Source organism: Candidatus Planktophila limnetica, assembly GCF_002288365.1.
GTDB lineage: Bacteria > Actinomycetota > Actinomycetes > Nanopelagicales > Nanopelagicaceae > Planktophila > Planktophila limnetica.
In genome coordinates, this window is record NZ_CP016782.1 from 317,747 (window position 1) to 343,038 (window position 25,292).

The 25,292-nt window shown below is 44.5% G+C and carries 27 protein-coding genes; 20 read left to right on the forward strand and 7 right to left on the reverse strand.

Annotation, left to right across the window (positions count from 1 at the left end):
- Window positions 1-22: 22 nt before the first annotated feature.
- Together PHILAsVB114_RS01760 and PHILAsVB114_RS01765 are read left to right on the forward strand one after the other, a co-directional pair.
- Window positions 23-322, forward strand: coding sequence for a sec-independent translocase (locus PHILAsVB114_RS01760; protein ID WP_095697689.1), 300 nt, complete (start codon window positions 23-25; stop codon window positions 320-322).
- Window positions 319-1,440, forward strand: coding sequence for an Mrp/NBP35 family ATP-binding protein (locus PHILAsVB114_RS01765; protein ID WP_095697690.1), 1,122 nt, complete (start codon window positions 319-321; stop codon window positions 1,438-1,440). Before PHILAsVB114_RS01760 ends, PHILAsVB114_RS01765 begins: the two co-directional genes overlap by 4 nt.
- Here PHILAsVB114_RS01765 and PHILAsVB114_RS01770 read toward each other — a convergent pair.
- A complete protein-coding gene (locus tag PHILAsVB114_RS01770) occupies window positions 1,405-1,905 on the reverse strand; it encodes a DUF1003 domain-containing protein (RefSeq protein WP_095697691.1) in 501 nt (166 codons plus the stop codon). The two genes, PHILAsVB114_RS01765 and PHILAsVB114_RS01770, sit on opposite strands and share 36 nt — an antisense overlap.
- A 2-nt stretch (window positions 1,906-1,907) precedes the next feature.
- On the reverse strand, window positions 1,908-3,215 hold the full coding sequence (locus PHILAsVB114_RS01775; RefSeq protein ID WP_095697692.1) for a magnesium transporter MgtE N-terminal domain-containing protein: 1,308 nt from the start codon (window positions 3,213-3,215) through the stop codon (window positions 1,908-1,910).
- A gap of 71 nt (window positions 3,216-3,286) precedes the next feature.
- Between PHILAsVB114_RS01775 and PHILAsVB114_RS01780 the strand changes: the two genes are divergently transcribed.
- From PHILAsVB114_RS01780 to PHILAsVB114_RS01800, 5 genes are read left to right on the forward strand one after another with little or no spacing between them, the layout of a single operon-like run.
- Window positions 3,287-4,195, forward strand: a complete 909-nt coding sequence (locus tag PHILAsVB114_RS01780) for a DMT family transporter (RefSeq protein WP_095697693.1) — start codon at window positions 3,287-3,289, stop codon at window positions 4,193-4,195.
- Window positions 4,188-5,033: a PHP domain-containing protein gene (locus tag PHILAsVB114_RS01785; protein WP_095697694.1), complete on the forward strand. Its 846-nt coding sequence runs from the start codon at window positions 4,188-4,190 to the stop codon at window positions 5,031-5,033. Before PHILAsVB114_RS01780 ends, PHILAsVB114_RS01785 begins: the two co-directional genes overlap by 8 nt.
- 2 nt (window positions 5,034-5,035) lie before the next feature.
- A complete protein-coding gene (locus PHILAsVB114_RS01790; protein ID WP_095697695.1) occupies window positions 5,036-5,647 on the forward strand; it encodes a MarC family protein in 612 nt (203 codons plus the stop codon).
- A complete protein-coding gene (locus tag PHILAsVB114_RS01795) occupies window positions 5,644-6,432 on the forward strand; it encodes an oxygenase MpaB family protein (protein WP_095697696.1) in 789 nt (262 codons plus the stop codon). Before PHILAsVB114_RS01790 ends, PHILAsVB114_RS01795 begins: the two co-directional genes overlap by 4 nt.
- Window positions 6,429-7,115 (forward strand): ParA family protein, encoded by a 687-nt coding sequence (locus tag PHILAsVB114_RS01800; RefSeq protein ID WP_095697697.1) that lies wholly within the window; start codon window positions 6,429-6,431, stop codon window positions 7,113-7,115. The genes PHILAsVB114_RS01795 and PHILAsVB114_RS01800 overlap by 4 nt, the downstream gene beginning before the upstream one ends.
- On the opposite strand, the gene PHILAsVB114_RS01805 is transcribed toward PHILAsVB114_RS01800, so the two are convergent.
- Genes PHILAsVB114_RS01805 through PHILAsVB114_RS01815 form a run of 3 tightly spaced genes read right to left on the reverse strand, consistent with a single transcriptional unit; the run spans window position 7,102 to window position 9,331 of the window.
- A complete protein-coding gene (locus tag PHILAsVB114_RS01805) occupies window positions 7,102-8,412 on the reverse strand; it encodes a DEAD/DEAH box helicase (RefSeq protein WP_095697698.1) in 1,311 nt (436 codons plus the stop codon). The genes PHILAsVB114_RS01800 and PHILAsVB114_RS01805 overlap by 14 nt on opposite strands.
- The gene (locus PHILAsVB114_RS01810; RefSeq protein WP_095697699.1) at window positions 8,413-8,670 is read right to left on the reverse strand and encodes a DUF3107 domain-containing protein; all 258 of its coding nucleotides are present in this window, start codon (window positions 8,668-8,670) and stop codon (window positions 8,413-8,415) included. It abuts the gene before it with no gap.
- A 43-nt stretch (window positions 8,671-8,713) separates the two neighbouring features.
- Window positions 8,714-9,331: a TetR/AcrR family transcriptional regulator gene (locus tag PHILAsVB114_RS01815; RefSeq protein ID WP_095697700.1), complete on the reverse strand. Its 618-nt coding sequence runs from the start codon at window positions 9,329-9,331 to the stop codon at window positions 8,714-8,716.
- A 96-nt stretch (window positions 9,332-9,427) separates the two neighbouring features.
- Between PHILAsVB114_RS01815 and moeZ the strand changes: the two genes are divergently transcribed.
- Genes moeZ through PHILAsVB114_RS01830 form a run of 3 tightly spaced genes read left to right on the forward strand, consistent with a single transcriptional unit; the run spans window position 9,428 to window position 11,787 of the window.
- Window positions 9,428-10,609, forward strand: a complete 1,182-nt coding sequence (gene moeZ / locus PHILAsVB114_RS01820) for an adenylyltransferase/sulfurtransferase MoeZ (RefSeq protein ID WP_095697701.1) — start codon at window positions 9,428-9,430, stop codon at window positions 10,607-10,609.
- The gene (mshB, locus tag PHILAsVB114_RS01825) at window positions 10,610-11,479 is read left to right on the forward strand and encodes an N-acetyl-1-D-myo-inositol-2-amino-2-deoxy-alpha-D-glucopyranoside deacetylase (protein ID WP_095697702.1); all 870 of its coding nucleotides are present in this window, start codon (window positions 10,610-10,612) and stop codon (window positions 11,477-11,479) included.
- The gene (locus PHILAsVB114_RS01830; protein WP_095697703.1) at window positions 11,476-11,787 is read left to right on the forward strand and encodes a hypothetical protein; all 312 of its coding nucleotides are present in this window, start codon (window positions 11,476-11,478) and stop codon (window positions 11,785-11,787) included. The genes mshB and PHILAsVB114_RS01830 overlap by 4 nt, the downstream gene beginning before the upstream one ends.
- Here PHILAsVB114_RS01830 and cysS read toward each other — a convergent pair whose 3' ends face one another.
- Complete coding sequence (cysS, locus tag PHILAsVB114_RS01835; RefSeq protein WP_095697704.1) at window positions 11,788-13,152, reverse strand: cysteine--tRNA ligase; 1,365 nt, start codon at window positions 13,150-13,152, stop codon at window positions 11,788-11,790.
- Window positions 13,152-14,108 (reverse strand): GNAT family N-acetyltransferase, encoded by a 957-nt coding sequence (locus tag PHILAsVB114_RS01840; RefSeq protein WP_157906136.1) that lies wholly within the window; start codon window positions 14,106-14,108, stop codon window positions 13,152-13,154. Before PHILAsVB114_RS01840 ends, cysS begins: the two co-directional genes overlap by 1 nt.
- A gap of 116 nt (window positions 14,109-14,224) precedes the next feature.
- Here PHILAsVB114_RS01840 and fdxA point away from each other — a divergent pair, with 116 nt between their 5' ends.
- From fdxA to mtrA, 10 genes are all read left to right on the forward strand, one after another.
- Window positions 14,225-14,545 (forward strand): ferredoxin, encoded by a 321-nt coding sequence (gene fdxA / locus PHILAsVB114_RS01845; protein ID WP_095697706.1) that lies wholly within the window; start codon window positions 14,225-14,227, stop codon window positions 14,543-14,545.
- 11 nt (window positions 14,546-14,556) lie between these two features.
- Window positions 14,557-15,627 carry a succinyldiaminopimelate transaminase gene (dapC, locus tag PHILAsVB114_RS01850; protein ID WP_095697707.1) on the forward strand — a complete coding sequence of 357 codons (1,071 nt, stop codon included), beginning with the start codon at window positions 14,557-14,559 and terminating at the stop codon, window positions 15,625-15,627.
- Window positions 15,628-16,596 (forward strand): nucleotidyltransferase family protein, encoded by a 969-nt coding sequence (locus tag PHILAsVB114_RS01855; RefSeq protein ID WP_095697708.1) that lies wholly within the window; start codon window positions 15,628-15,630, stop codon window positions 16,594-16,596.
- Between the two features lie 130 nt (window positions 16,597-16,726).
- Window positions 16,727-17,038, forward strand: a complete 312-nt coding sequence (locus tag PHILAsVB114_RS01860; RefSeq protein ID WP_204246815.1) for a WhiB family transcriptional regulator — start codon at window positions 16,727-16,729, stop codon at window positions 17,036-17,038.
- A 39-nt stretch (window positions 17,039-17,077) separates the two neighbouring features.
- Window positions 17,078-20,119, forward strand: a complete 3,042-nt coding sequence (locus PHILAsVB114_RS01865; protein WP_095697709.1) for a glycosyltransferase family 2 protein — start codon at window positions 17,078-17,080, stop codon at window positions 20,117-20,119.
- The gene (locus PHILAsVB114_RS01870) at window positions 20,116-21,405 is read left to right on the forward strand and encodes a DUF5719 family protein (RefSeq protein WP_095697710.1); all 1,290 of its coding nucleotides are present in this window, start codon (window positions 20,116-20,118) and stop codon (window positions 21,403-21,405) included. Before PHILAsVB114_RS01865 ends, PHILAsVB114_RS01870 begins: the two co-directional genes overlap by 4 nt.
- 42 nt (window positions 21,406-21,447) lie before the next feature.
- Window positions 21,448-21,813, forward strand: a complete 366-nt coding sequence (locus tag PHILAsVB114_RS01875) for a DUF3499 domain-containing protein (RefSeq protein ID WP_095697711.1) — start codon at window positions 21,448-21,450, stop codon at window positions 21,811-21,813.
- A 9-nt stretch (window positions 21,814-21,822) separates the two neighbouring features.
- Complete coding sequence (locus PHILAsVB114_RS01880; protein WP_095697712.1) at window positions 21,823-23,187, forward strand: phosphomannomutase/phosphoglucomutase; 1,365 nt, start codon at window positions 21,823-21,825, stop codon at window positions 23,185-23,187.
- A 126-nt stretch (window positions 23,188-23,313) separates the two neighbouring features.
- Window positions 23,314-24,600: an adenosylhomocysteinase gene (gene ahcY, locus PHILAsVB114_RS01885; protein WP_095697713.1), complete on the forward strand. Its 1,287-nt coding sequence runs from the start codon at window positions 23,314-23,316 to the stop codon at window positions 24,598-24,600.
- Complete coding sequence (gene mtrA / locus PHILAsVB114_RS01890; RefSeq protein WP_095697714.1) at window positions 24,600-25,283, forward strand: MtrAB system response regulator MtrA; 684 nt, start codon at window positions 24,600-24,602, stop codon at window positions 25,281-25,283. Before ahcY ends, mtrA begins: the two co-directional genes overlap by 1 nt.
- Window positions 25,284-25,292: the final 9 nt, after the last annotated feature.

Consider the following 25,292-nt stretch of genomic DNA (forward strand, 5'->3'; position numbering starts at 1 on the left):
AAACAACCACTAGGCTAAAAACATGATTTTTGGGATAGGTCCAGGCGAATTCATTGGGCTGGCGTTAATCGCAATTATCTTTGTAGGACCAGAACGCTTACCTAAGTTTTCCTCCGATGCTGCAAAGTTCTTAAAAAAAGTAAAGAATTTAGCCAATACAGCAACTGCGGAATTACGTGAAAACCTTGGACCGGGATTCGAAGATTTACAGCCATCAGATTTGAATCCAAAAACTTTCATTAAAAAGCAATTGGCAGGTGCACTCGATGAAGACAAGCCAAAAACATCGGCACAACCTAAAATTGATCCGGATTTGCTATGACCATCATTGAATCAATACATGCAGCTCTAGCAACTGTAGAAGATCCAGAAATTCATCGCCCACTTCCTGATTTAGGAATGGTTGAATCTGTTCAAGTCGACGCAGGAATTGCTCAACTCAAGATTTTGCTCACGATTTCGGGCTGTCCAATGCAAGATCGTTTACGCAGCGACATTTCAAAAGCAGTTATGGCTGTTGAAACTATCTCCTCCGTTGAAATTACCTTTGGTGTGATGAATGAAGAGCAACGTGGAAACCTGAAATCTTTATTACGCAATGGTCGCGAAAAAATAATTCCATTTGCTCAGCCAGAATCTCTTACACGAGTAATCGGAATTGCATCTGGTAAAGGGGGAGTTGGAAAATCTTCGCTCACCGTTAACTTGGCAGTAGCAGCAGCCCAAAAAGGCTTGCGCGTAGGAATATTAGACGCTGATGTTTACGGTCACTCTGTACCAAGATTGATGGGTTTAATCGGTCAACGTCCCACAGCCATTGATCAAATGTTTATTCCACTGGAGTCATATGGCGTAAAAGTTGTTTCCATGGAGATGTTCAAACCAGAACGTTCAGACGCTGTTGCATATCGAGGACCACTTTTGCATAAGGTTTTAGAACAATTGCTCTCAGATGCATACTGGGGTGATTTAGATTTGTTACTTATTGATTTACCACCAGGAACTGGTGATCTTGCAATTTCATTAGGCCAACTCATTCCAACTTCAGAAATTCTTGTTGTTACAACGCCACAAATTGCTGCCGCAGAAGTTGCTGAACGAGCTGGTCGTATTGCCCATCAAATTAAGCAACATCTTGTAGGCGTAATTGAAAATATGTCTGACTTTCCGTGCCCTAACTGTGACGACATGATTTCTTTATTTGGCTCTGGTGGCGGAGAAGAAACAGCAAAGAGACTCTCAGAATTAGCAGGAATTAATGTGGCATTACTTGGAAAGGTTCCATTCAGTCCTGATTTGCGTACTGGTGGAGATAACGGTGCACCTGTAGTTGTTCAATATCCTGAAAGTGCTGCAGCTAAATCAATCATTGCAATTGTGGATCAATTAGTAGTTAGAAAGAAATCACTTCTCGGTGTCAGGCTGGGTGTTTCCACGTAATTCTTTGAGAACTTCTTCGAGCATGTCACCAAGTTCATTGCGCAAGAAATCTCTCGTAGCAACTTCACCTAAAGCATTGCGAAGGCTCGCAAGTTCACGAGTGAGATATTCAGTATCTGCAATTGAGCGCTCATTGCGAGCACGATCTTCACTTACTTGAATTCGATCTCGATCTGCTTGGCGATTTTGTGCAAGCAGAATGAGAGGCGCAGCATAAGAAGCTTGTAGTGACAAGATCAGAGTTAAAAAGATAAATGGGAAATCGTCAAAGCGAAGATCAACTGGAGCAAAGGCGTTCCACAAAACCCAACTCAATACAAAGACAGTCATATATACCAAGAACCCTGCAGTTCCTAGGAAACGTGCAAATCGTTCTGATAAGCGACCAAATGCTTCAGGATCAAAGTTTGGACGAAGTGTGCGACCTGCCTCACGAGGAGTATCTAAACGGTTGTTGCGTGCCATTTTTATCTCTCGCTCTCTTCTGTATTGATTAATTCTTCATGCTCTAGAACATTTACTGTCTTTGAATTATCACGATGATCATGACGCCAGTTTTCTGGCAACAAGTGATCGAGTACGTCATCAACTGTTACTGCGCCTAACAAACGCTCGTTTGCATCGACTACTGGCAGCGATAACAAGTTATAACTAGCTAAGTATGACGAAACTTCATTCAGTGATGCTTGGGGATTTAATCCTTGAGTATCAGTATCAACCATTGATCCTAAAAGCCTAGATGGGGCCTCGCGCAATAGGCGTTGATAATGTGCAATTCCAATAAATCTGCCAGTAGGAGTTTCTAGTGGAGCACGGCAGATAAATACTTGTGAGGCAAGGGCTGGCGAGATTTCACTCTGTCGAACTGCAGCCAGTGCTTCTGCCACAGTGTTATCTGCAGTCATCACAATTGGTTCTGTTGTCATCATGCCGCCTGCTGTGTAATCCTCGTAATTCATTAAGCGACGAACGTCTTCAGCATCTTCTGGCTCCATTAATTCAAGAAGTGCCTGCGCGCGCTCTTGCCCAACTTCACGGAGCAAGTCGGCAGCATCATCTGGATCCATTTCACCTAAAACATCGGCGGCGCGTTCACCTTCTAGTTCTGCTAACAATTCAACGCGCTCTGCTTCATCCATTTCTTCAAGCACATCTGCCAGACGTTCATCATTGAGTGCACGTGCAACTTCAACGCGACGCTTTGGTGCCAAGTCGTGCATAACGGTTGCAAGGTCAGCAGCTCGAAGTGTGCTCAGAGTTGCAAGTAAGTTTGCAACCCCTTGGTTGTGTTCAGAAGTTGCAAAGCCTGAAACTTCTTCCCACGTAACTGTTGAGGTGGCTCCTTTACGGCGCAATCCTGTGCCGCGACGCATGACGTGTACTCGCGTGATGAGCCAATCACCAGTTCGGTTTTGTTCCATGCCCATATCTTCAACAACAACTTTTTCTCCAGTTTCGACCAGCGAAATGGAGCGATCAAGCATTTCTCCTAGAACTAAAACTTCGCCAGTGCGAGATTCGAAACGACGCATGTTAAGTAGGCCAGTGATAATTACTGTTCCACTTTCAATTGATGTCACACGTGTAATTGGTACAAAAACTCTACGACGTAGTGGAACTTCAACTACTAAACCTAAAATTCTTGGTGGTTGATTATTGGCACGCAGGGTCGCCAAAGCATCTCGCACCTTTCCTACTGGATCACCATTTGGATCAAAGACCGCGGTACCTGCAAGACGGGCGAGAAATACTCGATTAATCAAGTTTCCGCTCATGGGCTAAGGGTAACGCGTCAAAGGACCTCGATGCTTTCGCTTAAATTCTATGAAATAGATACTTTTGCCCTATGCCAGAGCAGAAGTCCCTCATCAATAGTCATACAGCTATGCCTGGCCGCAAAGATTTAATTCGCCTTGGTATTGGAATTATTGGAATTGGAGTTTCCGGTCCACTCATTGCTCTGAGCACAATGCCTGTCGTTACTTTAATTTTTTGGCGAAATCTTGGAGGGGCCTTAGTTATTGCTCCATTCGCTTATAAGCATCGCAAGAATCGTGATGCAATGCCATGGGCGGTATTAGGAGGATTCGTTCTGGCTATGCATTTCATCGCATTCTTTTTAGCAATGCGCCTGACAACAGTTGCAGCAGGCACAGCACTTGTTGCCCTGCAACCAATATTTGCAGCTTTGTTTCTACGCATCAGAGGTGGACATATTCCATCTCGTGCATGGTTAGGAATGGTTGTCAGCTTTTCTGGGGTGCTCTTAATTTCTGGGGTGGATTTAACTATTTCTTTGCGATCATTTGCAGGAGATGTTGCAGCAATAATTTCTGCAGCCCTTGCAGCAATTTATGTGCTCATTGGATCCAAGGCGCAACAGAGCCTGGAAACCAGCTCGTATACAGCAATTTGTTATGCAACGTGTGCGTTAACAGCATTGCCGATTATGTTAATTGGTGGATTCAAAATTTGGAACTTTAGTGGCAACGAATGGTGGCTGGTCATTGGCTTGATAGTTTTTGCTCAATTACTTGGTCATAACATGTTCAACTCTGCTTTAAAGAGAGTTTCACCCGCTGTTGTCTCGCTCATTATTTTCTTTGAAGTTCCCGTTGCTTCAGTTCTGGCTATTTGGTGGTTAAATCAAACTCCACCTATTGCGATCTTGCCAGGCATTATTTTGATTCTTGGTGGATGCGCATTAGTTGTTTTGCGTACTCGTCCTTTAAAGGCGGAACTCTTACATGATTGATTTACATACACACACAAATTGCAGCGATGGAACCGATTCACCCGCCCAGCTTGTTAATAAAGCAATCGCAGAAGGATTAACAGTGCTGGCGCTAACAGATCACGACACTACTTCCGGGTGGGAGAGTGCACAAAAGACTCTGCGCGGAGATTTATCACTAGCACTTGGCGCTGAAATTTCTTGTCTGACAAATGATGGAATTAGTGTGCACATGTTGGGTTTACTCTTCGATGGCGCACATAGTCAGATGCAAGAAATGCTGGAAAATACCCGAGATGGCCGTATTCCACGAGCACTTAAGATTATTGAATTACTCAATGCTGGCGGGATAAAAATTTCAATAGAAGATGTCGAATCAGTAAAGCCTGCGGGTGCAACGCTAGGCAGGCCACATATCGCTGATGCACTCGTTAAAAACGGAGTTGTCTCTTCACGAGATGAAGCATTTACAGATTTACTTCATAACAATTCGCCATATTACGTGGCACATCTTGCGCCCACACCAGAGGATGCAATTTCCATGATTCGAAGTGCTGGTGGAGTTGCAGTAATTGCACATCCTTTTGCTTCGCTTCGTGGAAAAGTACTCTCAGCTGCAGATTTTTTGCCACTAAAAATTGCAGGCTTAAACGGCATTGAAGTTAATCATCGAGACCACAGCAATGATGAGCGCAGCGCTTTGGCAGATATCGCTCGTGAATTGGATTTAGTTATTACTGGTGCAAGTGACTATCACGGAACTGGAAAACTTAATTCATTAGGCGAAAACCATACCCATCAGGGACAATGGGAACGTCTTGAATCAGAGGCGGATAAGCGAAGGGTCATCAGAGCATGAACATGGGCGAAATCACCGCCGTAACATTTGCACTGCAAGCTTTCGTAACTCTCTTTGTCATCATGGATCCACCTGGTGCGACACCAATTTTTCTAGGATTAGTCTCTGATAAATCTCCTGCCACGCGCCGCAAACTCGCATGGCAAGCAGCAGCGGTTTCATTCGTTGTAATCACCACATTCGCACTCTTTGGTCGCCTTGTACTTTCTTACTTAAATATTTCACTTGAATCACTTCAAGCAGCAGGGGGTCTTTTGTTGCTAATTGTGTCCCTTGAATTGTTAATGGGCGGACGACCAGGTTCAGAAAATCGCAAATCAAATAACATTGCATTAGTTCCCCTGGGCACCCCTTTACTTGCGGGACCAGGTGCAATCGTTGCAACGATGATTTATGTACAAAAAATAGAAAATGTTGGACAAGGAATTGGACTAGCTGTTGCTGTAATTGCTGTTCACCTTGCGATAGCGATTACTTTGATGGCTTCAACAACCATTCTTAAGGTAATTAAAGATACTGGCGTAAATCTTGTTGCCAGCATCGCAGGTCTATTACTAGCAGCAATCGCAATTCAAATGATTGCAGATGCAATAAAGGCATTCACTGCAGCATGAGTTCAGAATTTGGCTTGTTTTCACCCCAGAGCGTTGTATGGAAAATTCACAGTGATCCATCAATGGTTGTTGGCGGAATCAGAGCACTCTTACAGCAAGCGTTGCATCCCGTTGCCATGGATGGCGTAGCGAAGAACTCAAATTTTCGTGAAGATACTTGGGGTAGATTGCAACGAACCGGAGATTACGTTGCAACATTGAGTTTTGCTCCACGCAAAGACGCAGAAGCCCTTGCAGCAAGAGTGCGTTCTGTTCATACAAAATTAGGCCTTGATGATCCACATCTACTTTTGTGGGTGCATATGGCACTGGTTGATTCATTCTTAGATGTTGCAATTCGCTCTGGAATGCCATTAGCCCCACAAGATCAAGATCAATACATAAAAGAAATGGTTGATTTTGCTCGTTTAGTAGGAATTAATCCCGAAACAGTTCCATCAAACAGAGAAGAACTTAAATTATATTTTGAAAATATTGCACCAGAGCTTTATGCCAGTGATGATGCAAAACGTGTAGCACTATTTCTCACCTTTCCTCCGATGCCAAATACCATTCGATTTGCGACTCCAGCAGCACCTGCGTGGGCATCTCTCAGCGCTTTGGCAACAGCAGCTCTTCCACTATGGGCTCGCAAACTTTATGCAATTCCATCGTTACCAGGCCAAGATGTACTTACAAATGCTGCGCTAACTGCAACTCGTTCAACGCTAAAACTCGTACCCGAAAACATTTTTCAGCCACCTATTCTCAAGCAAGCCCTCATTAGGTGGGGGGTTGCTTCATGATTTCAGTTATTGCCGTAGCTAACATTTCTGGTGGAACCTATAAGAGCACGACTGCGCACTCACTCGCAGTTGCAAGTGTTGAATACGGAAAGAAAGTCTTGTTAATTGATTTAGATCCCAGGTCAGAATTAACCTTTGTTTTAGGTTATGAAAAAGCAAGAGAAACAATCACTGATTTGCTACAAGGCAAAACGCTTTCACAGAGCAATGACATCACAACTGCTGAAAGATTTGATTTCATTGGCGCAGACTCAAGACTCGCCTCATTTAATGACACGAAAGCGCTTAAAATATTTTTGACTTCTTTAGCAGTTAGCTACGATGTTGTAATCATTGACACACCAGCTCAGATTGATTCACGGCTGGCTATGGCACTCGTTGCCGCAGATGCTTTGGTTGTTCCAACAAGTGCATCGATTCACAGTCTGCGCGGAGCAATTAGTACTTTAAAAGTTGATTCTGCAGCTAAAAAATTCATACTTGCCATTGATGGATTTGGAGCAGATCAGGCAAAACTCTTTGAAAATGCCATCTTGCTTGATGCACACATTCCAATTGCATCAGATATTGATGCAGCCACTTCGCAAAAGCGCAGCGTGCTTTCTACAGATAAGAGTTCAGATTTTGCTGAAGCGTACCGAGAAGCGGCATACAGCCTTCTCGAGCACCTTAATCATTTTTAAATTTCTTAGTTCGAGTACGTTCACGTTTTTCCGTCATCCGTTCAACTTTAGGTGGTGCATCAACCTTTACAGTTTTTGCTTTAACCATTCGCCCATTTGAGCCAGCAGGAATTTTCATTACTTCATAGAGATGTTCTGAAGATGAGTATGTTTCTTCTGGTTCTGGTAAACCAAGCTTGAGAGCCATATCAATCATCTTCCAGCGAGCCAATTCGTCCCAATCAACAAAAGTGACTGCGATTCCGTGGGCGCCTGCACGTGCAGTACGTCCAATTCTATGAACGTATGTTTTCTCGTCCTCTGGGCACTGATAATTAATTACGTGAGTAATTCCATCAATATCAATTCCGCGCGCCGCAACATCGGTAGCAACAAGCACATCTGTTTTACCCGCCTTGAAGTCATTGAGTGCTTTCTCTCGGGCAGTTTGAGCAAGATCTCCATGAATGGTCGCAGATCTAAATCCTCGTTCGAGTAGATCATCTGCTGTCTTTTGGCATGTTCGTTTAGTGCGACAAAAAACGATTGTGGGACCACGACCATCTGCTTGCAGGATTCGTGCCAACATCTCAATTTTATCCATTGCATGTGCACGATAAACATGCTGCTCAATTTTTGAAACTACAGCGCCTTCATCTTCATTATCTTGCGTGCGAATGTGAATTGGTTGATTCATAAATCGGCGTGCAAGGCTCAGAATATCTCCAGGCATAGTCGCTGAAAAAAGCATTGTTTGCGAACGTTTTGGTGTGCTTGTAAAAATCTTTTCAACATCTGGCAAGAAACCAAGGTCGAGCATCTCATCTGCTTCATCTAAGACAAGTCGTGAAACTTCTTTGAGTTTAAGGTGTCCTTGGCGATATAGGTCTAATAGTCGTCCAGGAGTGCCAACAACAATTTCGATACCTGCGCTGAGTGAATCTATTTGTGGTTCGAATGCTCGTCCGCCGTAGACGGCTAACGTTCTAATTCCACGATTATTTGCTAATTCATCAATGTCTTTTGCAACTTGAATACATAGTTCGCGAGTGGGTACAACAACTAATACTTGAGGTGCACCTTTATGTTCCAGTCCTTGCCACTCTGAGTCATTTGGTGCGATGACTCGTTCAATCAGAGGGATACCAAATGCAAGTGTTTTTCCAGTACCAGTTTTGGCTTGGCCAATGACATCACCATCTGCGAGCGCAATTGGTAAAACCATTTCCTGGATGGGAAAAGGCGAAGCAAAACCATGCTCCTTAAGAGCAGCCTTTGTTTCTTGGCGAAGTGGAAGGTCTTCGAAAGTTAGTGACACTTATTGGGCGCCGAAACCGACACGACGATCGGTTTGTTCGCCAATTTCTACGTAACCAATTTTGTCTGCAGGAACCATCACGACCCGACCGCGAATATCTTCCAGAGTTAAAGCTTCACCTGATTTAAGGGCTGCATTCACAGCGCCTTGAATTTCGGCAGCTCCGAGTTCGCTCTCAAAATTTAAATCTGAATTTACGTTAGTTACAGAGATTCGAACCTGAACTTTTTTAGCGCTATCGCTTTTCTTTGTACTCATAGTTGCTAATCCTACCGATTAAATACCATGTGGGTTTCCTCAATTATTTGCTGGGAAAGCCTGAAATTCCTCGCCACATGAGATTTTCAACTAAATCCACGGCTTGCTGACGGGTTAATTTGCTATCGCGCTCTAGCCAATGACGAGCAGTAACTTGTGCGCTACCGATTAAACCAACGCCTAGCAACATGGCAACTTCTTTAGGTAGACCGGTATCGAGGGAAATGATCGCACTCACGGCTGCAGCGCAGTCATAAGTCATGCGATTAAGCCTTTCAGCAACTGAGGGTTCAACACTCATGTCGCTTTCAAAGAGCAGACGAAATGCTTCGCCTTCACTTTCGATGAATCCAAAATAAGCATCGACTGTAGCGCGTACTCGGTTTGCGTTATCTGGCGTGGATGAAATTGCTTTTTGGATTTCATAAACAAGTGAATCGATATGAAGATCTAAAACTGCTAAATAAAGTTCTAACTTAGATGGAAAGTGCTGATATAAAACTGGCTTGCTTACTCCCGCACGATCTGCAATTTCATCCATTGCGGCAGAGTGATATCCGGCAGCAGTGAAAACTTCGAGGGCGGCAGATAGCAAAAGCGCACGGCGTTCATCGCGTGGTAAGCGAGGTTTGTTATCTCGCAGATTGGCTGAAGTACTCATCACGGCTAATCGTAGAGGCAAAAGCCTTCAAATTGGCAGTGCTCTCCTGAGTACGGCAGAATAAGCGCATTGTCGTACTCCACATTCAGGACGGTTATGAATATCCCACCATTGGTTGATAAAGGTCGCGCACTCACAGTTGATGAAGTGCGTCGATACAGCCGTCACCTAATAATTCCTGATGTGGCAATGGCAGGCCAGCAACGATTGATGAACGCAAAAGTACTCTGCGTTGGCGCCGGAGGACTTGGCTCTCCTGCACTTATGTATCTTGCAGCCGCAGGTGTTGGCACACTCGGTATCGTCGAATTCGACACTGTCGATGAATCAAATTTACAACGACAAATTATTCATGGACAAAGTGATATTGGAAAGAGCAAGGCAATTTCTGCAAAAGAGAAAATTGCAGAGATCAACCCAAATGTGAATGTAATCGTGCATGAGCTTCGCCTAGATACTGACAATGTTATGGAGATATTTTCACAATACGATCTCATCGTTGATGGCACGGACAATTTCGCAACCCGTTACTTAGTAAACGATGCATGCGTGTTGTTAAAAAAGCCATATGTATGGGGTTCGATTTATCGCTTCGACGGACAAGCAAGTGTTTTCTGGGCTGAATACGGTCCTTGCTACCGTTGTTTATATCCAGAACCACCACCACCTGGCATGGTTCCAAGTTGTGCCGAAGGTGGAGTGCTCGGTGTTCTCTGTGCGTCCATTGGATCTATTCAAACCACTGAGGCAATTAAATTAATTGCTGGAATTGGCGAACCACTAATTGGCCAACTAATGATTTATGACGCACTCGAAATGTCATATCGAAAGATTAAAGTGCGCAAAGATCCCAAGTGTCCATTGTGCAGCGACAAACCAACACAAACCACATTGTTGCCAGATTACGAAGCTTTCTGTGGAGTTCTCTCCGATGCAGCAGAAGTAGCCGTTAAGGATTCGACAATTTCAGTTACCGAACTCAAAGCAAAGATTGATAATAATGACAAGTTCCTACTTATTGATGTGCGCGAACCAAGTGAGTTTGAGATAGTGAAAATTCCAGGTGCGGTATTAATTCCTAAGCAGGGTTTCTTAGATGGAAGCGCTCTGGCTGGCTTGCCACAAGATAAGCCAATCATTCTGCACTGCAAATCTGGCGTGCGCTCGGCAGAGTGCTTGGCGATCCTTAAGAGTGCTGGATTTGCAGATGCGACACACGTCAGCGGCGGAGTTGTTGCTTGGGCCAAACAAATTGATACCTCTTTGCCGGTGTACTAAGTGCTAGATAGTTACAAAGGCTTTCGCTTACTTTTAGTGCACGCACATCCTGATGATGAAACCATTAATAATGGCGCAACAATGGCAATGTATGCAGACCTTGGAGCGCAAGTAACACTTGTTACCTGTACGCGCGGGGAAGAAGGCGAAGTTTTAATCTCAGATTTAAGCCACCTAGCAAGTACTCACACCGATTCACTCGGTGAGCATCGCGAGATCGAACTCAAAGATGCAATGGATGCACTTGGCATTAGTGATTTTCGTTTTCTCGGTGACAAATCAGTTAAGTTTCGAGATAGCGGCATGATGGGCACAGAACCAAATAACCGTCCGGATGTTTTTTGGCAAGCAGATTTAGATGGCGCTTCAGCGCATCTAGTCAAAGTTATTGAGGAAGTTAAGCCTCACGTACTAGTTACATATGATGAAATCGGGGGATATGGCCACCCAGATCACATTCAAGCCCATCGTGTGGCAATGAGGGCAAGTGAATTAGCGCAATGGAAAATTTCTAAAATTTATTGGAATGCAATGCCAAAATCTGTTTTAGCTGAAGGTATAGCAAAGATGAGAGAAATCGGATCAGATTTCTTTGGGGCCGACAATGTTGATGATCTCCCATTTGCTAAAGACGATGCGCTTGTGACAGCAATGATTGATGGAACAACTTATGTTGACCTAAAGATGAAGGCCATGGCTGCTCACGCAACCCAAATTGAATTAGATGGTCCATTTTTCGCACTCTCAAATAATCTTGGACAACAAGTGTGGGGCCACGAGTATTACTCACTTGTCCATGGCAAAAAGAGTGAACCATTTGATGCCAATGGTCGAGAGACAGATTTATTTGCTGGAGTAACCCAGGCATGAAGTTTATTTATTCAGCTGCGCTTGGAATTTTGGCGGGAATCGCAGCAGTTTTGCTTCATGTTTTTTATCCACCAATTGGTTTGGTTCTGGCACTTGTTGGTTCTGCAGCAACTATTTGGGCCATTGGTCGTCAATTCGGGGCAAGAAAATACAAATTGGTTGCATCCCTTGCATGGGGATTTATTCTCTGGCGGGCATCAACATTTGGCGTTGGAAACGAACTATTAGTTCAGGGCAATGCTCAAGGCAGCGCACTTGTATTTTTAGGACTCATATCTTTATTTATTGTTATGGCAATGCCCGCGTAACTAGCGCCAGCTCCAACTTTGTCCTGAAGAAGAATCTGAAATCTCTAAGCCTGCATTTTCAAGTCGCACACGTAAATCATCACTCAGAGCCCAATTCTTGGCAGATCGCGCGGACTCGCGTTGGGCTAAGAGATCTATTAACTCTGGTGTGAGTTCTTGAACTTCTTGTGTGCGTGAAAGTTCGAGACCAAGCACCTGATCTGCAAAGAGGAATGCATTAGCTTTTTGGGCATCAGTTAAATTGTTATCTTTTTCAACGCTACGTAGGTAGGTGGTTACTCGAGGGGTATCTAAATCATTTTCAAGGACAGCCAGAATCGTTGAATCAATTTCAATACTCCGGGAAGCACCCCAGATGGCAATTTTGGTGCGCCAACGTTTGATTGTGTCGTGGGCTGCCGAAATTGATTGCCACGATAAATCCATCTGTGATCTGTAACGATTTTCAAGAAAACATAAACGCAAGGCAAGTGGATCAAATCCCTTTGCGATTACATCATCTAGAAGCACAACATTTCCAGCACTCTTTGACATTTTTCGACCTTCAAACAAAAGGTGTTCGCCGTGAACCCAGAGATCCACACTTTCGTTTCCGGTAATCGAATTTGATTGTGCGCGCTCGTTTTCGTGATGTGGAAAACGTAAATCGATTCCACCCACATGAACATTGATGTGGCCGTGCAAAAACTTTAATGACATTGCAGAACATTCAATGTGCCAACCTGGAAAACCAGGCCCCCATGGTGAATCCCAGACCATGGCTTTTCTATCTCCGGCAGGTTTCCACAGCGACCAATCAGCATGAAACTTTTTCACTCCATCTTCCACGTATTCATAGCGGTGGCCAGGCTTGAGTGATTCCAATCGGTTGCCACTGATGTGCCCGTATCCAGGAAAAGATTGTGCGTCGAAATAAACAGTTCCATCTTCACCAACATAGGCAGCGCCTTTAAGAATTAGCGCTGAAATCATTTCAAGCATGAGCTCAATTGACTCACTCGCACGTGGATATTTTTGTGCAGGAACAATATTTAAATTCGCAAGATCTATGTGAAAACGCTCTTCGTATTTGCGCGCAATGTCGAATGGATCAATCTTCTCTTTCTTAGATTGCTCAAGCATTTTATCTTCTTGAAAATCATCAGACATATGTCCTACATCTGTAATATTTTGAATCATTTCAACGCTCAGCCCGCTTAAACGAATCGTGCGAGCGATGAGATCACTTAATAAGAATGTGCGTAAATTGCCGACATGAGCATCGCGATAAACCGTGGGCCCACAGCAGTACATAGTGACCACCCCGTTAAGGGAGGTAATCGCACTCGGTTTGCGGGAGAAAGTGTCATAAATGGATAGGACCATCAGCAGCACTCCTGGGAAATTAAGTTTAAAGTTTTTTGATAGCAGCGATACACATATTCGTGATGAAATGAAAAACCAAGGGATGAATAAAGGTGGATCGCAATAGTATTTTTCGAATCTACCTGGAGCACAGATTTTTTTATTCCTGCCTCAAAGGATGCGCCAAGAAGTGCGTTCACAACTAACTTACTGACTCCTTGGCCGCGATAGTTAGGTTCGACAAAAACTCGCGAAAGAGCGCTCCAGCCATCTGCATGCGAGGTGCGGCCAACGCCAATGAGTTTTTCACCGTCGAAGACAGATGCATAGAGAGCGGGATATGCGCGCATGAGGTCAGCAACGCCGTGATCTTCTTGTAAGGCAAGCCACTCATCATCGAATGATTCTGAAATGGAAAGTGTAAATTGAGATTTACTCAGATCGCGGTGTGCGATATCGGCAACCATGACGTGCGCGCGAACCTTTTCAATCCAACCGTTATCAAAAAGTTTTGAATCTAATTCTTGATACGTTGGAAGAGGAATAGCAAAAGTAGGAACCAGTCCCGCCTTTTCATAATGCGCAATTACATGTGCAATTGCTTCATCAATTTCTTGTGGCGGCTCACCATAAGGAGCTTTTCCGCGAGGCAAAACCGAGTTAGCTCGCATCGTGAATTTTCCAGATGTTCGCAATAACCATTTTCCAAATAATTCCTGTGTAAGCGGTGGCCACGTGGCGGTCAATACATTTTCTAGTTCTTCAATGCGCAATGAAAGTGGAGCGCCATGTCCGGCTAGATGCGTAATCTCTTCTATGACTTTATAAACAGCAATCTTTTCGCGATCAAATTCAATGAGTTCACCGTGTCGATTACGAAGAGTATTTTCGGACTCCAAATATCCAACCAGGTCCCGAAATCCACCTTCGGGATCATGGAAGCGAATACTGACTCGCGCGCCAATAGGAGCCTTCATAGGTGTAACGATAATCGCCCACGCCAAAGTCGCGAGTTACAGGCGCTTCGCATTACAATCGCGCTATAGAAATGGCTACTTAAGCCACATGAATGAGTTTCAAGGAGGCCAAGCTCGTGACATATGTGATTGCCCAACCATGTATCGATGTGAAGGACAAGTCCTGCATCGAAGAGTGTCCAGTGGACTGCATTTATGAAGGCAATCGCATGTTGTACATCCAGCCAGATGAGTGCGTTGACTGTGGCGCGTGCGAGCCTGTGTGCCCTGTTGAAGCAATTTATTATGAGGATGATGTTCCAGGCCCATGGAAAGACTTTCAAAAAGTTAATAGTGAGTTTTTCGTAGAACTTGGTTCACCTGGTGGCGCTGCCAAAGTTGGCCCAACTAGTACAGATCACGCCGACGTCATTGCTGCTGCAGCAAAGAGCGAGTAAAGGCGCGTGCACTGAAACTTCCTGATTTTCCGTGGGATGCATTAGCGCCCTTTGGAGATCTAGCACGTCAACACCCTGCAGGAATTATTGATCTATCCCAAGGAACTCCGGTAGATCCAACTCCAGATTTTATTCAGGAATCTTTATCCGAACATTCAAATTCTCCGAGTTACCCACTGACAGCCGGAACGCCGCAATTACGCGAAGCGATTAAAAAGTGGGCAGCAAAGAATTTAGGTGCCACGGGCGAATTCGATGTTTTGCCATTAATTGGATCTAAGGAATTTGTTGCATGGCTACCAACTTTTCTGCAATCCAAAAAAGTGATAATTCCGAAAATTGCTTATCCCACTTATAACGTTGGAGCAATTCTTGCAGGAGCCGAAGCAATTACAGTTGATCTTGATACCCAACAGTGGCCACAGGCAGATTTAGCGTGGATTAATTCACCATCTAATCCCACTGGTCGAGTCCATACAGAAGCCGAACTTAAGTCTGCTATTGAATATTCTAGAAAAAACAATACTCCAGTGGTCTCTGACGAATGTTATTTGGAGTTTGGTGACTCCGTAACGCCCACTTCAATTTTAAATTACACCCAAGGAAACAATTCAAATATTTTGGCTGTTCTTTCACTCTCTAAACGATCTTCAATGGCCGGGTATCGAGCAGCCTTTGTTGTTGGTGATTCAGAATTAATTAGGAAGATACTTGAAATTAGAAAACATGCAGGAATGATGGTGGCACTTCCAATTCAGCACGCCATGATTGCAGCCCTTGGGGATTCAAATCACGTAAGCGAACAACGTGCTCGCTATAACACTCGTCGCAAAACTTTGTCACCAGCTCTGCAATCAATTGGTTTCACAATCGAACACTCAGAAGCGGGGCTCTATATCTGGTGTACACGAGGCGAAGATGCCTGGAAATCAGTTGAAGCGCTCGCGAAATTAGGAATTTTAGTAACACCCGGAATTTTTTATGGAGCAGATGGTTCACAGCACGTTCGTATTGCAATGACAGCTACAGATGCTGCCATTGCAGATGCAGCTGCGCGCATTACATCTTCACAGGCGCAATAGATGACTCTAGGAATTCTTCTCGTAGGCGGAATGGGCACGCGCCTGATGCCTTTGACTCGCGATACTCCTAAGCCGATGCTTCCAATCGCAGGTTTACCAGTAACAGAACATCAATTAATGGCTGCAAAGCGTGCAGGTGTTACAACTATCGTCTTGGCTACTTCGTATTTATCAGAAATTTTCACACCCTATTTTGGCGATGGATCACGATGGGGAATCAATATTGCCTATGCAGTGGAAGAGACTCCACTTGGCACAGGCGGTGCAATCAAAAATGCTGCTGCAGCATTAAATCTTCCAGCAGGTTCTGATGAACCAATCGTTATTTTCAACGGCGATGTTTTAAGTTCGCATAATTTGGCCAAGCAAATACAAGAACATATTGCGCATAAAGCAGATGTAACACTGCACTTAACCCATGTAGCAGATGCCAGGGCCTATGGCTGTGTCCCAGTTGATGAAAATGGGCGAGTAACTGCATTCTTAGAAAAAATGGAAAATCCAATTACCAACACAATAAACGCGGGTTCTTACGTTTTTCATCCATCTGTCATTGACACAATCACAGCCAATACTGTGGTCAGCGTTGAACGAGATGTATTTCCTGCACTGGTCGCAGCCGGTAAGAAAATTTATGGCTACGTTGAGGATTCATATTGGCTCGATATCGGAACACCGGCAGCACTGCTTGCAGGATCACAGCATTTAGTGGGGGCAGATTTCAAGGTAGCTGCGACATCTCAGATTGCACCTACGGCCCAATTAAGTGAAGGCACCAGCGTGGGGCAGGGATGCACAATTGAAGGTGGCGTCGTAATTCGTGGCAGCATCATTTGCGCCGATGTACACATTGGTGCGGGGTCAGAGGTTGTAAATAGTTTTATTGCATCAGGTACTCGCGTTGCAGCCAATACGAAAATTATTGGAAATTACTATTCAAATGAGTTAATTTCGCCCTTAAATCTTTAAATTTTCTGTATTTCACGCTCAATAGTGCCTGCCTCGGACTTGACTTACAGGGATTACAAGCGTGTAATTCTCTTCTAGTAGGCCACATCCATGAGGGATGAAGCCATGAATTACAAGGAGAATCGACACTATGCCGATCCGCCCACAAGATTCACAGAAGCAGGCACCTACTTCCCCTCTTAGCTCCGGCCCAATCATTCAACTCATCTCTGGTGAGAGCGTTGAGTTGTCGTGGCAAGAACGCGCACTCTGCGCACAAACAGACCCAGAAGCATTTTTCCCAGAAAAAGGCGGATCAACTCGCGAAGCAAAGCGAGTCTGTCTCTCATGTGATGTGCGTTCACAATGTTTGGAATACGCACTGGCTCATGATGAACGTTTCGGAATTTGGGGCGGACTTTCAGAACGTGAACGCCGCCGTCTGAAGCGCCGTCCTGCTTAATCGCGCTCGCGCGATCCTGAACGAAAAACAGGTTTGCTTATGGCTGTAACAGCCGCAGAAGATTTACGACACGTAAGCGCAATTCTTGTCGTACATGATGGTGCGTTGTGGTTACCACAAGTAGTTGCATCATTGACTTCGCAAAATCGTTTGATTAATCAAATTCTTGCAGTAGATACTGGTTCAACTGATTCATCAGTGGCACTACTTAAAGGTGCAAAAATTCCAGTGCTTTCTCTTGATCGCGAATCAGGTTTTGGTGATGCGATTTGGGCAGCGATTCAAACATTGCCAGCACCCACTTCGCCAGAAAATGAATGGCTATGGATTTTGCATGATGACTGTGCAATGCATCCAGAAGCTTTGGAGAAGTTACTTGAAGCGCTGGAGCAAAAACCACAAGCGATTATGGCTGGTCCAAAATTATTGGGATGGCACGACAAATCACACTTACTTGAAATTGGTATCAGCATTGCATCCGATGGCGCTCGCTGGACCGGACTTGAACCACGCGAATATGACCAAGGACAGCACGATGGAGTTCACGATGTTCTTGCAGTAAGTACCGCAGGCGCCTTGGTTCGCCGTGATGTTTTTGTTGAACTTGGCGGTTTCGATCCTAATCTTTCACTCTTTAGAGATGATGTTGATTTTGGTTGGCGCGCAAGAGTTGCCGGACACTCAGTCATTGCAGTCAGTGAAGCTAAAGGTTTTCATGCACAAGCTGCAGCATCTGAGCGAAGATCAGCTGATGTGAAGGAAGCTTTTTTGCACCGTCCACTTTTACTTGATCGCAGAAACGCCGCTTATGTTTTGCTCGTCAATTCTTCATGGTGGATGTTGCCATGGGTTGTTTTGCAATTACTTGGTTCGGCTACGGCTCGCGCCATTGGATTCTTACTTGCAAAGTTACCGGGATATGCAAGTGATGAACTACTTGCTTTAGCAACTCTTGTTATTCACCCACGTGAACTAGCAAGTGCCCGTAAGTTTAGAAAATCTCACAGACTCTTATCTGCTCGCGCAGTAAAGGAGTTCATTCCGCACCGTCGTCATCAACTTCGGGCGGGAGTCGAAAGATTATTTGATTCAATTCGAAGTACATTGCTTCCGACAGTGGAGCAAACAAGCACTGCCCTTGATCCATTAAATGAAGATGAAGATTTATTAACTCCTGCCACAACTGGGCGTTGGTGGACAATATTTAAACAACCTAAAGCCCTTGCAGGTTTTGCTATTTTGATTTTGATTGCAATTTGGTCACGGCATAGATACGGCCCCTTAGTTGGCGCAGCACTTGTGCAAACACCTGAAGGTGCTAGAGATTTGTGGCGGATGTATTTTGAATCATGGCATCAAATCGGAATGGGAACTGATCAGAGCGCGCCAGCATGGATTGCTGTAGTTGCACTTGGTTCAACGATTTTATTTGGAAAAGCTAGCCTCTTTATTTCACTTCTCTTCTTCCTAGCTCCACTGATTTTTATGCTTGCCAGTTTTAGGCTCTTTGCAAGAATAACTTCACACAATTGGTTACGGGTCACGGCAAGTTTCTTATACGCAATTTCACCAGTGGCAGTAGCCAGCATCAACTCAGGTCGATTAGGAACCGTCGTAACCCTCATGCTCTTGCCTTATATCGGCTTGCTGATAAGTGATTGGCTCACCATTGAACACTCTTCATGGAGAAAGATTTTTCTTTTATCCTTAGTACTCTCTATTTCCTTCATGTTTTCGATGCAAGTTTTTGCCTATGTCCTAGTTGCTACGCTCATAATTTCAATTATCGATTTTGTTAAATATGGAAATATTCGTTACTTCCACCAACGACTCGCACGGCGTCTGACTCTAGTGATCGCACCACTTCTTGTTGCAATTCCTTGGTCAATTCAAACTATACTTAACCCAAAGAATCTTTTGCTCGAACCAGGTTTAGCTATTGCAGGTGGTGGACCTAATTTTGCATTGATTGCTAATCCTGGTGGCACTGGTGCTTTGCCATGGTGGTCACTGAGTCCAGTTTCGCTAGTACTTTTTGTGGCGCTTTTTTCTTCCACTAAAGCACGAGTTATTTCTTATTTTGGAAGCGGCGCACTCGCTGCGGCTGTGCTCATCGGTTCACTCTCTATTTCTGGCCATGGTAATTCATCACCAGTTCGCACATGGACTGGTTCACTCATATCAATTGCAACTATCTGTTCGGTAGCCGCTGGAATTTTAGTTTTAGATCGGTTGCGCGAAGTTCTGGTTGTGACAAATTTTCATTATCGCCACATTCTCGCTGGCTTACTCGTCATCGTCACAACACTCTATTCAGTCTCAACAATTTCTTGGCTTGTAACAGCAGGCGCCGATTCACCGATGCGAGCAACTGATTCTAAAATTTTGCCAGCATTTCTTGGAGTTGAAGATGGCGTTAAAACACTAGTTCTGCGTCAAGTGAAAATTAATGACGTTAACACCATGCAATATTTTCTCGCTCGAAGCCATGATGTTCTCTTGGGAGAACCTGACATTTCACCACCAGAATCACCAGCAGTAACTAACGCCATTAAAGAAATTGCCGATGGCACTGGAATTTCTGCCTCTAAAGTTCTTGGTCGCCATGGAATTAAGTATGTTTTTGCAAAGAGTCCAACGAATAAGGAAGTAGTTCGAACTATTGATGGCCTTGGTGGGTTCGTCCGAGCATCTGCCACTGGCGCTGGAATCGTTTGGAAAGTTAGCAATGCTTATAGTCGGATCAATTTCATAGACACAAGTGGAAAAGTTTCCGAAATCTTAAGTACGAGTGTGGGATCGCGCACACAGATCTACTCACCAGGAACAATTCTGCTCACTGATTCTTACAGCAAATATTGGAAAGTGTTCCAAAATGGACAGACACTTGAACGAACAAAAGATGAAAATGGGTTTACGCAATTTAGTGTTACAGAACCAGGAGAAATTTCACTGCTCCATGATGGAACCAATCGTCGTGGCTTGTTATCGTTGCAATTTATCTTTCTTGTGACTCTCATTGTCCTTGCTGCGCCAGCAGGGCGCAGGCGTCGAGAAATGTCAGAAAGTGAGCTGACATGAAATTAAGAAGGTTTTTCATAATTGTCATTACTTTGGGCTTACTTATTGGCGCATCAAATACATTGAGTGGATCAATTTCTGGTCAGCAGTTTTCGACGAGTTATCCATCTGTGGTCTGTCCTTCAACTGGCACTTCTTTAACATCTCAAGTTTCTGTGGGTTCACAAGATACGAAGATTCGTCGAGTTGGTTCAACATCTGCAAAATTTGTAAAATCTCGCGCTCTTCGTTTCCCCGTTCCCACCGATCCAATTCTTGTTGATGCGCAGGGCATTACACCGATTGTTTGGCAGAGTCGGCCAGGATCGTGGGCTGGCGGAACTATTTGTTCTGATCCAGCTGCAAGCCAATGGTTTGTTGGCGGTTCAGCCGATATCTCTGCTCGCGGAAAATTAATTCTTGTAAATAGCGGACTCAGTGAATCAGTTGCAGATGTTTTCATTTGGAGTGGAACATCTGCTGCCAGCACTAAAGCGATTACTGTGAAAGCAAATTCATTTGAGGCAGTGGGACTTGATTCACTCGCACCTGGTGAATCTTCCATAGTGGTTCGAGTAGTTTCTAGATCTGGTCGGTTGAATGCATACATGGTCGATGAACGAGGAAAAGGCCTTCGTGCGTTAGGCGGAGATTTGGTAAGTCCGGGTATTGCGCCAGCGAAGCAAATTTACATTCCTGCAATTCCTCTTCAACCAAAAGTTAAGAATGCACCAGCGCAACAACTGCGGTTATTGGCGCCGGGGGATGCCGATGCAAATATAAGCGTTGAAGTTATATCTGGAGATGGACGTTTCACACCTGTTGGCTTTAATGAGATTTTACTTAAAAAAGGTCAGGTGATGAATTTTTCATTATCACCAAAAGTGAGTTCATCGGTATATGGAATAAGAATTGAATCTGATGAACCAATTGTTGCCGGAGTCTTTGCCAATGTTGGAAAAGATTTCGTCTGGAGTTCTTCCGTTCCGCCCTTGAGCCCCCTCACCATTGCCCTGACCGGGATGTCACCAATATTAGTTTTCATAGGTGAGCGCATCAATGTGGATCTCGAACTCGGGGTTGCCGGTGGGAAAAAGCTTCGTAAAACTATTAATGCAAGCGACATCGCTTTCTGGCGGGTTCCTGATAATGCTCGGAATTTAACCTTCTTACGAGTAAGTGCCAACACCTACGGTTCCGCTCTGCAAGCATCAGTAAATGGCTTTGGGTCAATTCCATTAATAGCGGGAAGCGTTCTGACAAAATCGGCCATCCCTACTGCAAACATTCGCGTTTTAAATCCCTGATAATCCCAAGTTTTTAGTACACACCCCACTAATCTTGTATGCATGAGTACACGATATGGGCGCGCATGTTCGCGAACGAGTTGTCGTCTCACTGCAACTATGACTTTGACCTATAACTACGCAGACTCAACTGCAGTACTTGGTCCACTTGCAACTTTTTCCGAACCACATGCATATGACTTATGTGAAAAACATGGAGAGCGTCTCACTGTTCCAAATGGTTGGAATGTTATTAAGGCATCTATCAATTCACACGATAACGGCCCGACTCACGATGATTTAATGGCAATCGCGGATGCGGTTCGTGAAGTGGGATCAAAAGAAATTAGCACTCAGAGCCCACAGAGCAGCGCTAGCGCTGCAACATCACTCGGTCGTAGAGGACACTTGCGCGCAGTTCCGTCCTAGACTTAGCACATGGGTTCGGCTGAAATTCCAAATATTTTTAAAGCGTATGACATACGCGGTTTAGTTGGTACGCAGTTAACTCCTGATTTTGCATTTGTAACAGGTGCGGCATTTGCTCGATTTATCATTCAAGAACGTGAACCTGGAACAGTTCTTATTGGTGAGGATATGCGCACTTCTTCACCTGAACTCGCTGATGCATTCTCAGCAGGAGTTACATCTCATGGCTTAGATGTAATCCGTCTAGGCCTTGCATCGACAGATATGTTGTATTTCGCAGCTGGAAAATTAAACATGCCGGGTGCCATGTTTACAGCTAGCCATAATCCTTCTGAATACAATGGAATTAAGTTATGCCTCAGCGGTGCCAGACCTATCGGGAAAGAATCTGGTTTGCTCACAATAGAAAATTTCGTTCGATCAGGCTCTCCAGTCTCTTTTGGAAACATCGGAAAAGAGAGCGCCCGCAATGTTCTCTCAGATTACGTTAAACATTTGCACACCCTTGTGGATGTATCGGCAATTAGAAAACTAAAAATAGTTATCGATGCAGGAAATGGCATGGCCGGATACACAGCCCCAGCCATTTTTGAAGGTTTAAATCTAGAGATAATTCCTATGTTTTTTGAACTTGATGGATCATTTCCAAACCATGAAGCCAATCCAATTGATCCTAAAAACCTTAAAGATTTGCAAAAAGCTGTCAAAAAACACGGAGCAGACCTTGGCCTAGCTTTCGATGGCGATGCCGATCGGTGCTTCTTGGTGGATGAAAATGGGGCAACGGTCAATCCTTCTGACCTAACAGCGCTTATTGCCCAGCGCGAACTAAAAATTCATCCTGGATCTTCAATTATATATAATCTCATTTCATCGCGATCAGTTGCGGAAGTTATAGAAGATAATGGGGGCGTAGCTCTTCGATCACGCGTTGGACACTCATACATTAAAGCGATGATGGCGCAGAGCGGTGCAGTTTTTGGCGGCGAACATTCAGGACATTTTTATTTCAAAGAGTTTTGGAAAGCAGATTCAGGGGCACTTGCAGCCCTTCATGCGATTGCAGCCCTTGGAACTTCTAAGGGATCACTTTCAAAGTTGCTTAAACCGTATCAACGATATGTTTCAAGTGGTGAAATAAATTCAAAAGTTAAAGATGCCCAAAAAGCCATGAGCATTATTGAACAAAAATATGCAGAGCAAGCCGATGTGAGCATCGACCACCTTGATGGCCTGACCATCAATGGTGATACCTGGTGGTTTAACCTGCGCCCCTCAAACACTGAGCCGCTACTTCGACTCAACGTTGAAGCAAAGGACCGTGCCCGCATGGAAAAAATCAAAGATGAGGTACTCGCCACAGTTAGAAAATGAGAGCCTGAGTTCTCACTTTCTAAGCAATGGCAGTAACCTAAGCCACTAGCAACCTAACACTGTAGAGCCCTACCCCTTAGGTCACGTCTAATTCATACAAGTACTTAACCTAAAAGGAGAACGTTCGTGAATTCACCAGTGACAGCAACAATTCCACGCCATGACATTGCAGATGCATCACTTGCTGCAGAAGGTCGCAAGCGCATTGAATGGGCAGAGCGCAACATGCCAGTGCTTGCACAGATCCGTGCCCGCTTTGAAAAATCACAACCATTTACTGGCGTGCGAATTGCAGCATGCATGCACGTCACAACAGAGACAGCAAATTTAATGCGCGTGCTTAAAGCAGGTGGCGCAGAAATTGCTCTGTGTGCTTCTAATCCTCTTTCTACACAAGATGACACAGCTGCAGCACTCGTTCACGAATACGGAATTAGCGTATTTGCTCGTAACGCTGTTGATCGCGATGGTTACTACTCACACATCAACGCAGCACTAGATATTGAACCGCATCAAGTATTTGACGATGGTTGCGATCTTGTTAATACATTGCACACCACTCGTAAAGAACTTATCGGCAATATTGCTGGTGGTTGCGAAGAAACAACTACGGGTGTTATTCGCCTCAATCAGATGGCAAAAGATGGCGCACTTCAGTTCCCAATGATTGCCGTCAATGACACTGACACAAAGCATATGTTTGATAATCGCTACGGCACTGGTCAATCAACTCTTGACGCAGTTTTCCGCGCAACAAATTTCTTACTCGCAGGTCGCGTATTAGTCGTTGCTGGATTTGGATATTGCGGTAAGGGTGTTGCAGAACGTGCAAAGGGTATGGGCGCAGATGTAGTTATTACCGAAATTGATCCCACAAAGGCACTTGATGCGATGATGCAGGGATTCCGAGTTATGCCAATGGCAGATGCTGCAAAAATCGGTGATGTATTTATTACTGTCACTGGAAACCGCGATGTATTACGTGATGAGCACTTTGCCGTCATGAAAGATGGCGCAATCATGGCTAACTCAGGTCACTTTGATATCGAAATCGATGTTGCATGGCTTGAGCAAAATGCTAAGAAAAAGAATGCAAAAATGCGTCACCAGACTGATGAATATGTTTTATCAGATGGTCGCCGCTTGCTTCTCATCGCTGAAGGTCGTCTTGTTAATCTTGGCGCCGCAGAAGGACATCCTGCATCAGTAATGGATATGTCATTTTCAGATCAAGCACTCACAGCCGAATACCTGGTTAAGGAAGCAATGAATCTCGAGCCAGGTGTTCACACAGTTCCTACATATATTGATAAGGAAGTTGCAAGTCTTAAACTTCAAAGCATGGGCGGAAAAATTGACGTTCTTACTCCTGCACAAGATATGTACTTGAACTCTTGGGAGCACGGAAGCTAATGACCTTGGTATTGGTCGTCGATGACGACCAGGACCTAGCAGAGATGCTTGGCATTGTTTTAAATGGTGCCGGAATAGATGTTGATTTAGTAAGCAGAGGTGACGAAGCTCTGGAGGTATTTAGAAATAATCCTCCAGACTTAGTCCTTCTAGATGTAATGCTTCCAGGATTAGATGGAATTGAAGTTTGCAAACAAATACGCGCCGAATCTATGGTGCCAATCGTGATGCTCTCAGCAAAGGGAGATACTCATGATGTTGTTCGCGGGTTAGAAGCTGGCGCCGATGATTACATGGTTAAACCCTTTCGCCACCAAAGTGAGCTAGTCGCAAGGATTAAAACTCGCCTACGTAAAACAAACACTGATATTGCTGGACTGCTTAAAATTTCAGATTTATCAATTGATTTTAACGCTCATGAAGTAAGCAGAGCGGGCAAAGTTATCGCCCTCACTCGTCTGGAATTTGATCTTCTAGTTGCACTTGCTCGCGAACCCGGAAGAGTTTTTAGTAGAGATGCGCTCTTGAGCGAAGTATGGGGTTACAGACACTCAACTGATACACGGTTGGTTAACGTGCACGTACAAAGACTGCGCGCCAAAATTGAACATGATCCTGAACATCCTGAAATAGTTTTAACCGTTCGTGGCGTTGGGTATAAAGCAGGAAATCAAAGTAAGTAGCGATGGGCT

Excerpts from the sequence above, each read along its gene's own strand:
- PHILAsVB114_RS01760 (WP_095697689.1), top strand. The coding sequence starts at position 23 with ATGATTTTTGGGATAGGTCCAGGCGAATTCATTGGGCTGGCGTTAATC.
- PHILAsVB114_RS01765 (WP_095697690.1), top strand. The coding sequence starts at position 319 with ATGACCATCATTGAATCAATACATGCAGCTCTAGCAACTGTAGAAGAT.
- PHILAsVB114_RS01770 (WP_095697691.1), bottom strand. The coding sequence starts at position 1,905 with ATGGCACGCAACAACCGTTTAGATACTCCTCGTGAGGCAGGTCGCACA.
- PHILAsVB114_RS01775 (WP_095697692.1), bottom strand. The coding sequence starts at position 3,215 with ATGAGCGGAAACTTGATTAATCGAGTATTTCTCGCCCGTCTTGCAGGT.
- PHILAsVB114_RS01780 (WP_095697693.1), top strand. The coding sequence starts at position 3,287 with ATGCCAGAGCAGAAGTCCCTCATCAATAGTCATACAGCTATGCCTGGC.
- PHILAsVB114_RS01785 (WP_095697694.1), top strand. The coding sequence starts at position 4,188 with ATGATTGATTTACATACACACACAAATTGCAGCGATGGAACCGATTCA.
- PHILAsVB114_RS01790 (WP_095697695.1), top strand. The coding sequence starts at position 5,036 with ATGGGCGAAATCACCGCCGTAACATTTGCACTGCAAGCTTTCGTAACT.
- PHILAsVB114_RS01795 (WP_095697696.1), top strand. The coding sequence starts at position 5,644 with ATGAGTTCAGAATTTGGCTTGTTTTCACCCCAGAGCGTTGTATGGAAA.
- PHILAsVB114_RS01800 (WP_095697697.1), top strand. The coding sequence starts at position 6,429 with ATGATTTCAGTTATTGCCGTAGCTAACATTTCTGGTGGAACCTATAAG.
- PHILAsVB114_RS01810 (WP_095697699.1), bottom strand. The coding sequence starts at position 8,670 with ATGAGTACAAAGAAAAGCGATAGCGCTAAAAAAGTTCAGGTTCGAATC.
- PHILAsVB114_RS01815 (WP_095697700.1), bottom strand. The coding sequence starts at position 9,331 with ATGAGTACTTCAGCCAATCTGCGAGATAACAAACCTCGCTTACCACGC.
- moeZ (WP_095697701.1), top strand. The coding sequence starts at position 9,428 with ATGAATATCCCACCATTGGTTGATAAAGGTCGCGCACTCACAGTTGAT.
- PHILAsVB114_RS01830 (WP_095697703.1), top strand. The coding sequence starts at position 11,476 with ATGAAGTTTATTTATTCAGCTGCGCTTGGAATTTTGGCGGGAATCGCA.
- cysS (WP_095697704.1), bottom strand. The coding sequence starts at position 13,152 with ATGGTCCTATCCATTTATGACACTTTCTCCCGCAAACCGAGTGCGATT.
- PHILAsVB114_RS01840 (WP_157906136.1), bottom strand. The coding sequence starts at position 14,108 with ATGAAGGCTCCTATTGGCGCGCGAGTCAGTATTCGCTTCCATGATCCC.
- PHILAsVB114_RS01855 (WP_095697708.1), top strand. The coding sequence starts at position 15,628 with ATGACTCTAGGAATTCTTCTCGTAGGCGGAATGGGCACGCGCCTGATG.
- PHILAsVB114_RS01860 (WP_204246815.1), top strand. The coding sequence starts at position 16,727 with ATGCCGATCCGCCCACAAGATTCACAGAAGCAGGCACCTACTTCCCCT.
- PHILAsVB114_RS01865 (WP_095697709.1), top strand. The coding sequence starts at position 17,078 with ATGGCTGTAACAGCCGCAGAAGATTTACGACACGTAAGCGCAATTCTT.
- PHILAsVB114_RS01870 (WP_095697710.1), top strand. The coding sequence starts at position 20,116 with ATGAAATTAAGAAGGTTTTTCATAATTGTCATTACTTTGGGCTTACTT.
- PHILAsVB114_RS01875 (WP_095697711.1), top strand. The coding sequence starts at position 21,448 with ATGAGTACACGATATGGGCGCGCATGTTCGCGAACGAGTTGTCGTCTC.
- PHILAsVB114_RS01880 (WP_095697712.1), top strand. The coding sequence starts at position 21,823 with ATGGGTTCGGCTGAAATTCCAAATATTTTTAAAGCGTATGACATACGC.
- mtrA (WP_095697714.1), top strand. The coding sequence starts at position 24,600 with ATGACCTTGGTATTGGTCGTCGATGACGACCAGGACCTAGCAGAGATG.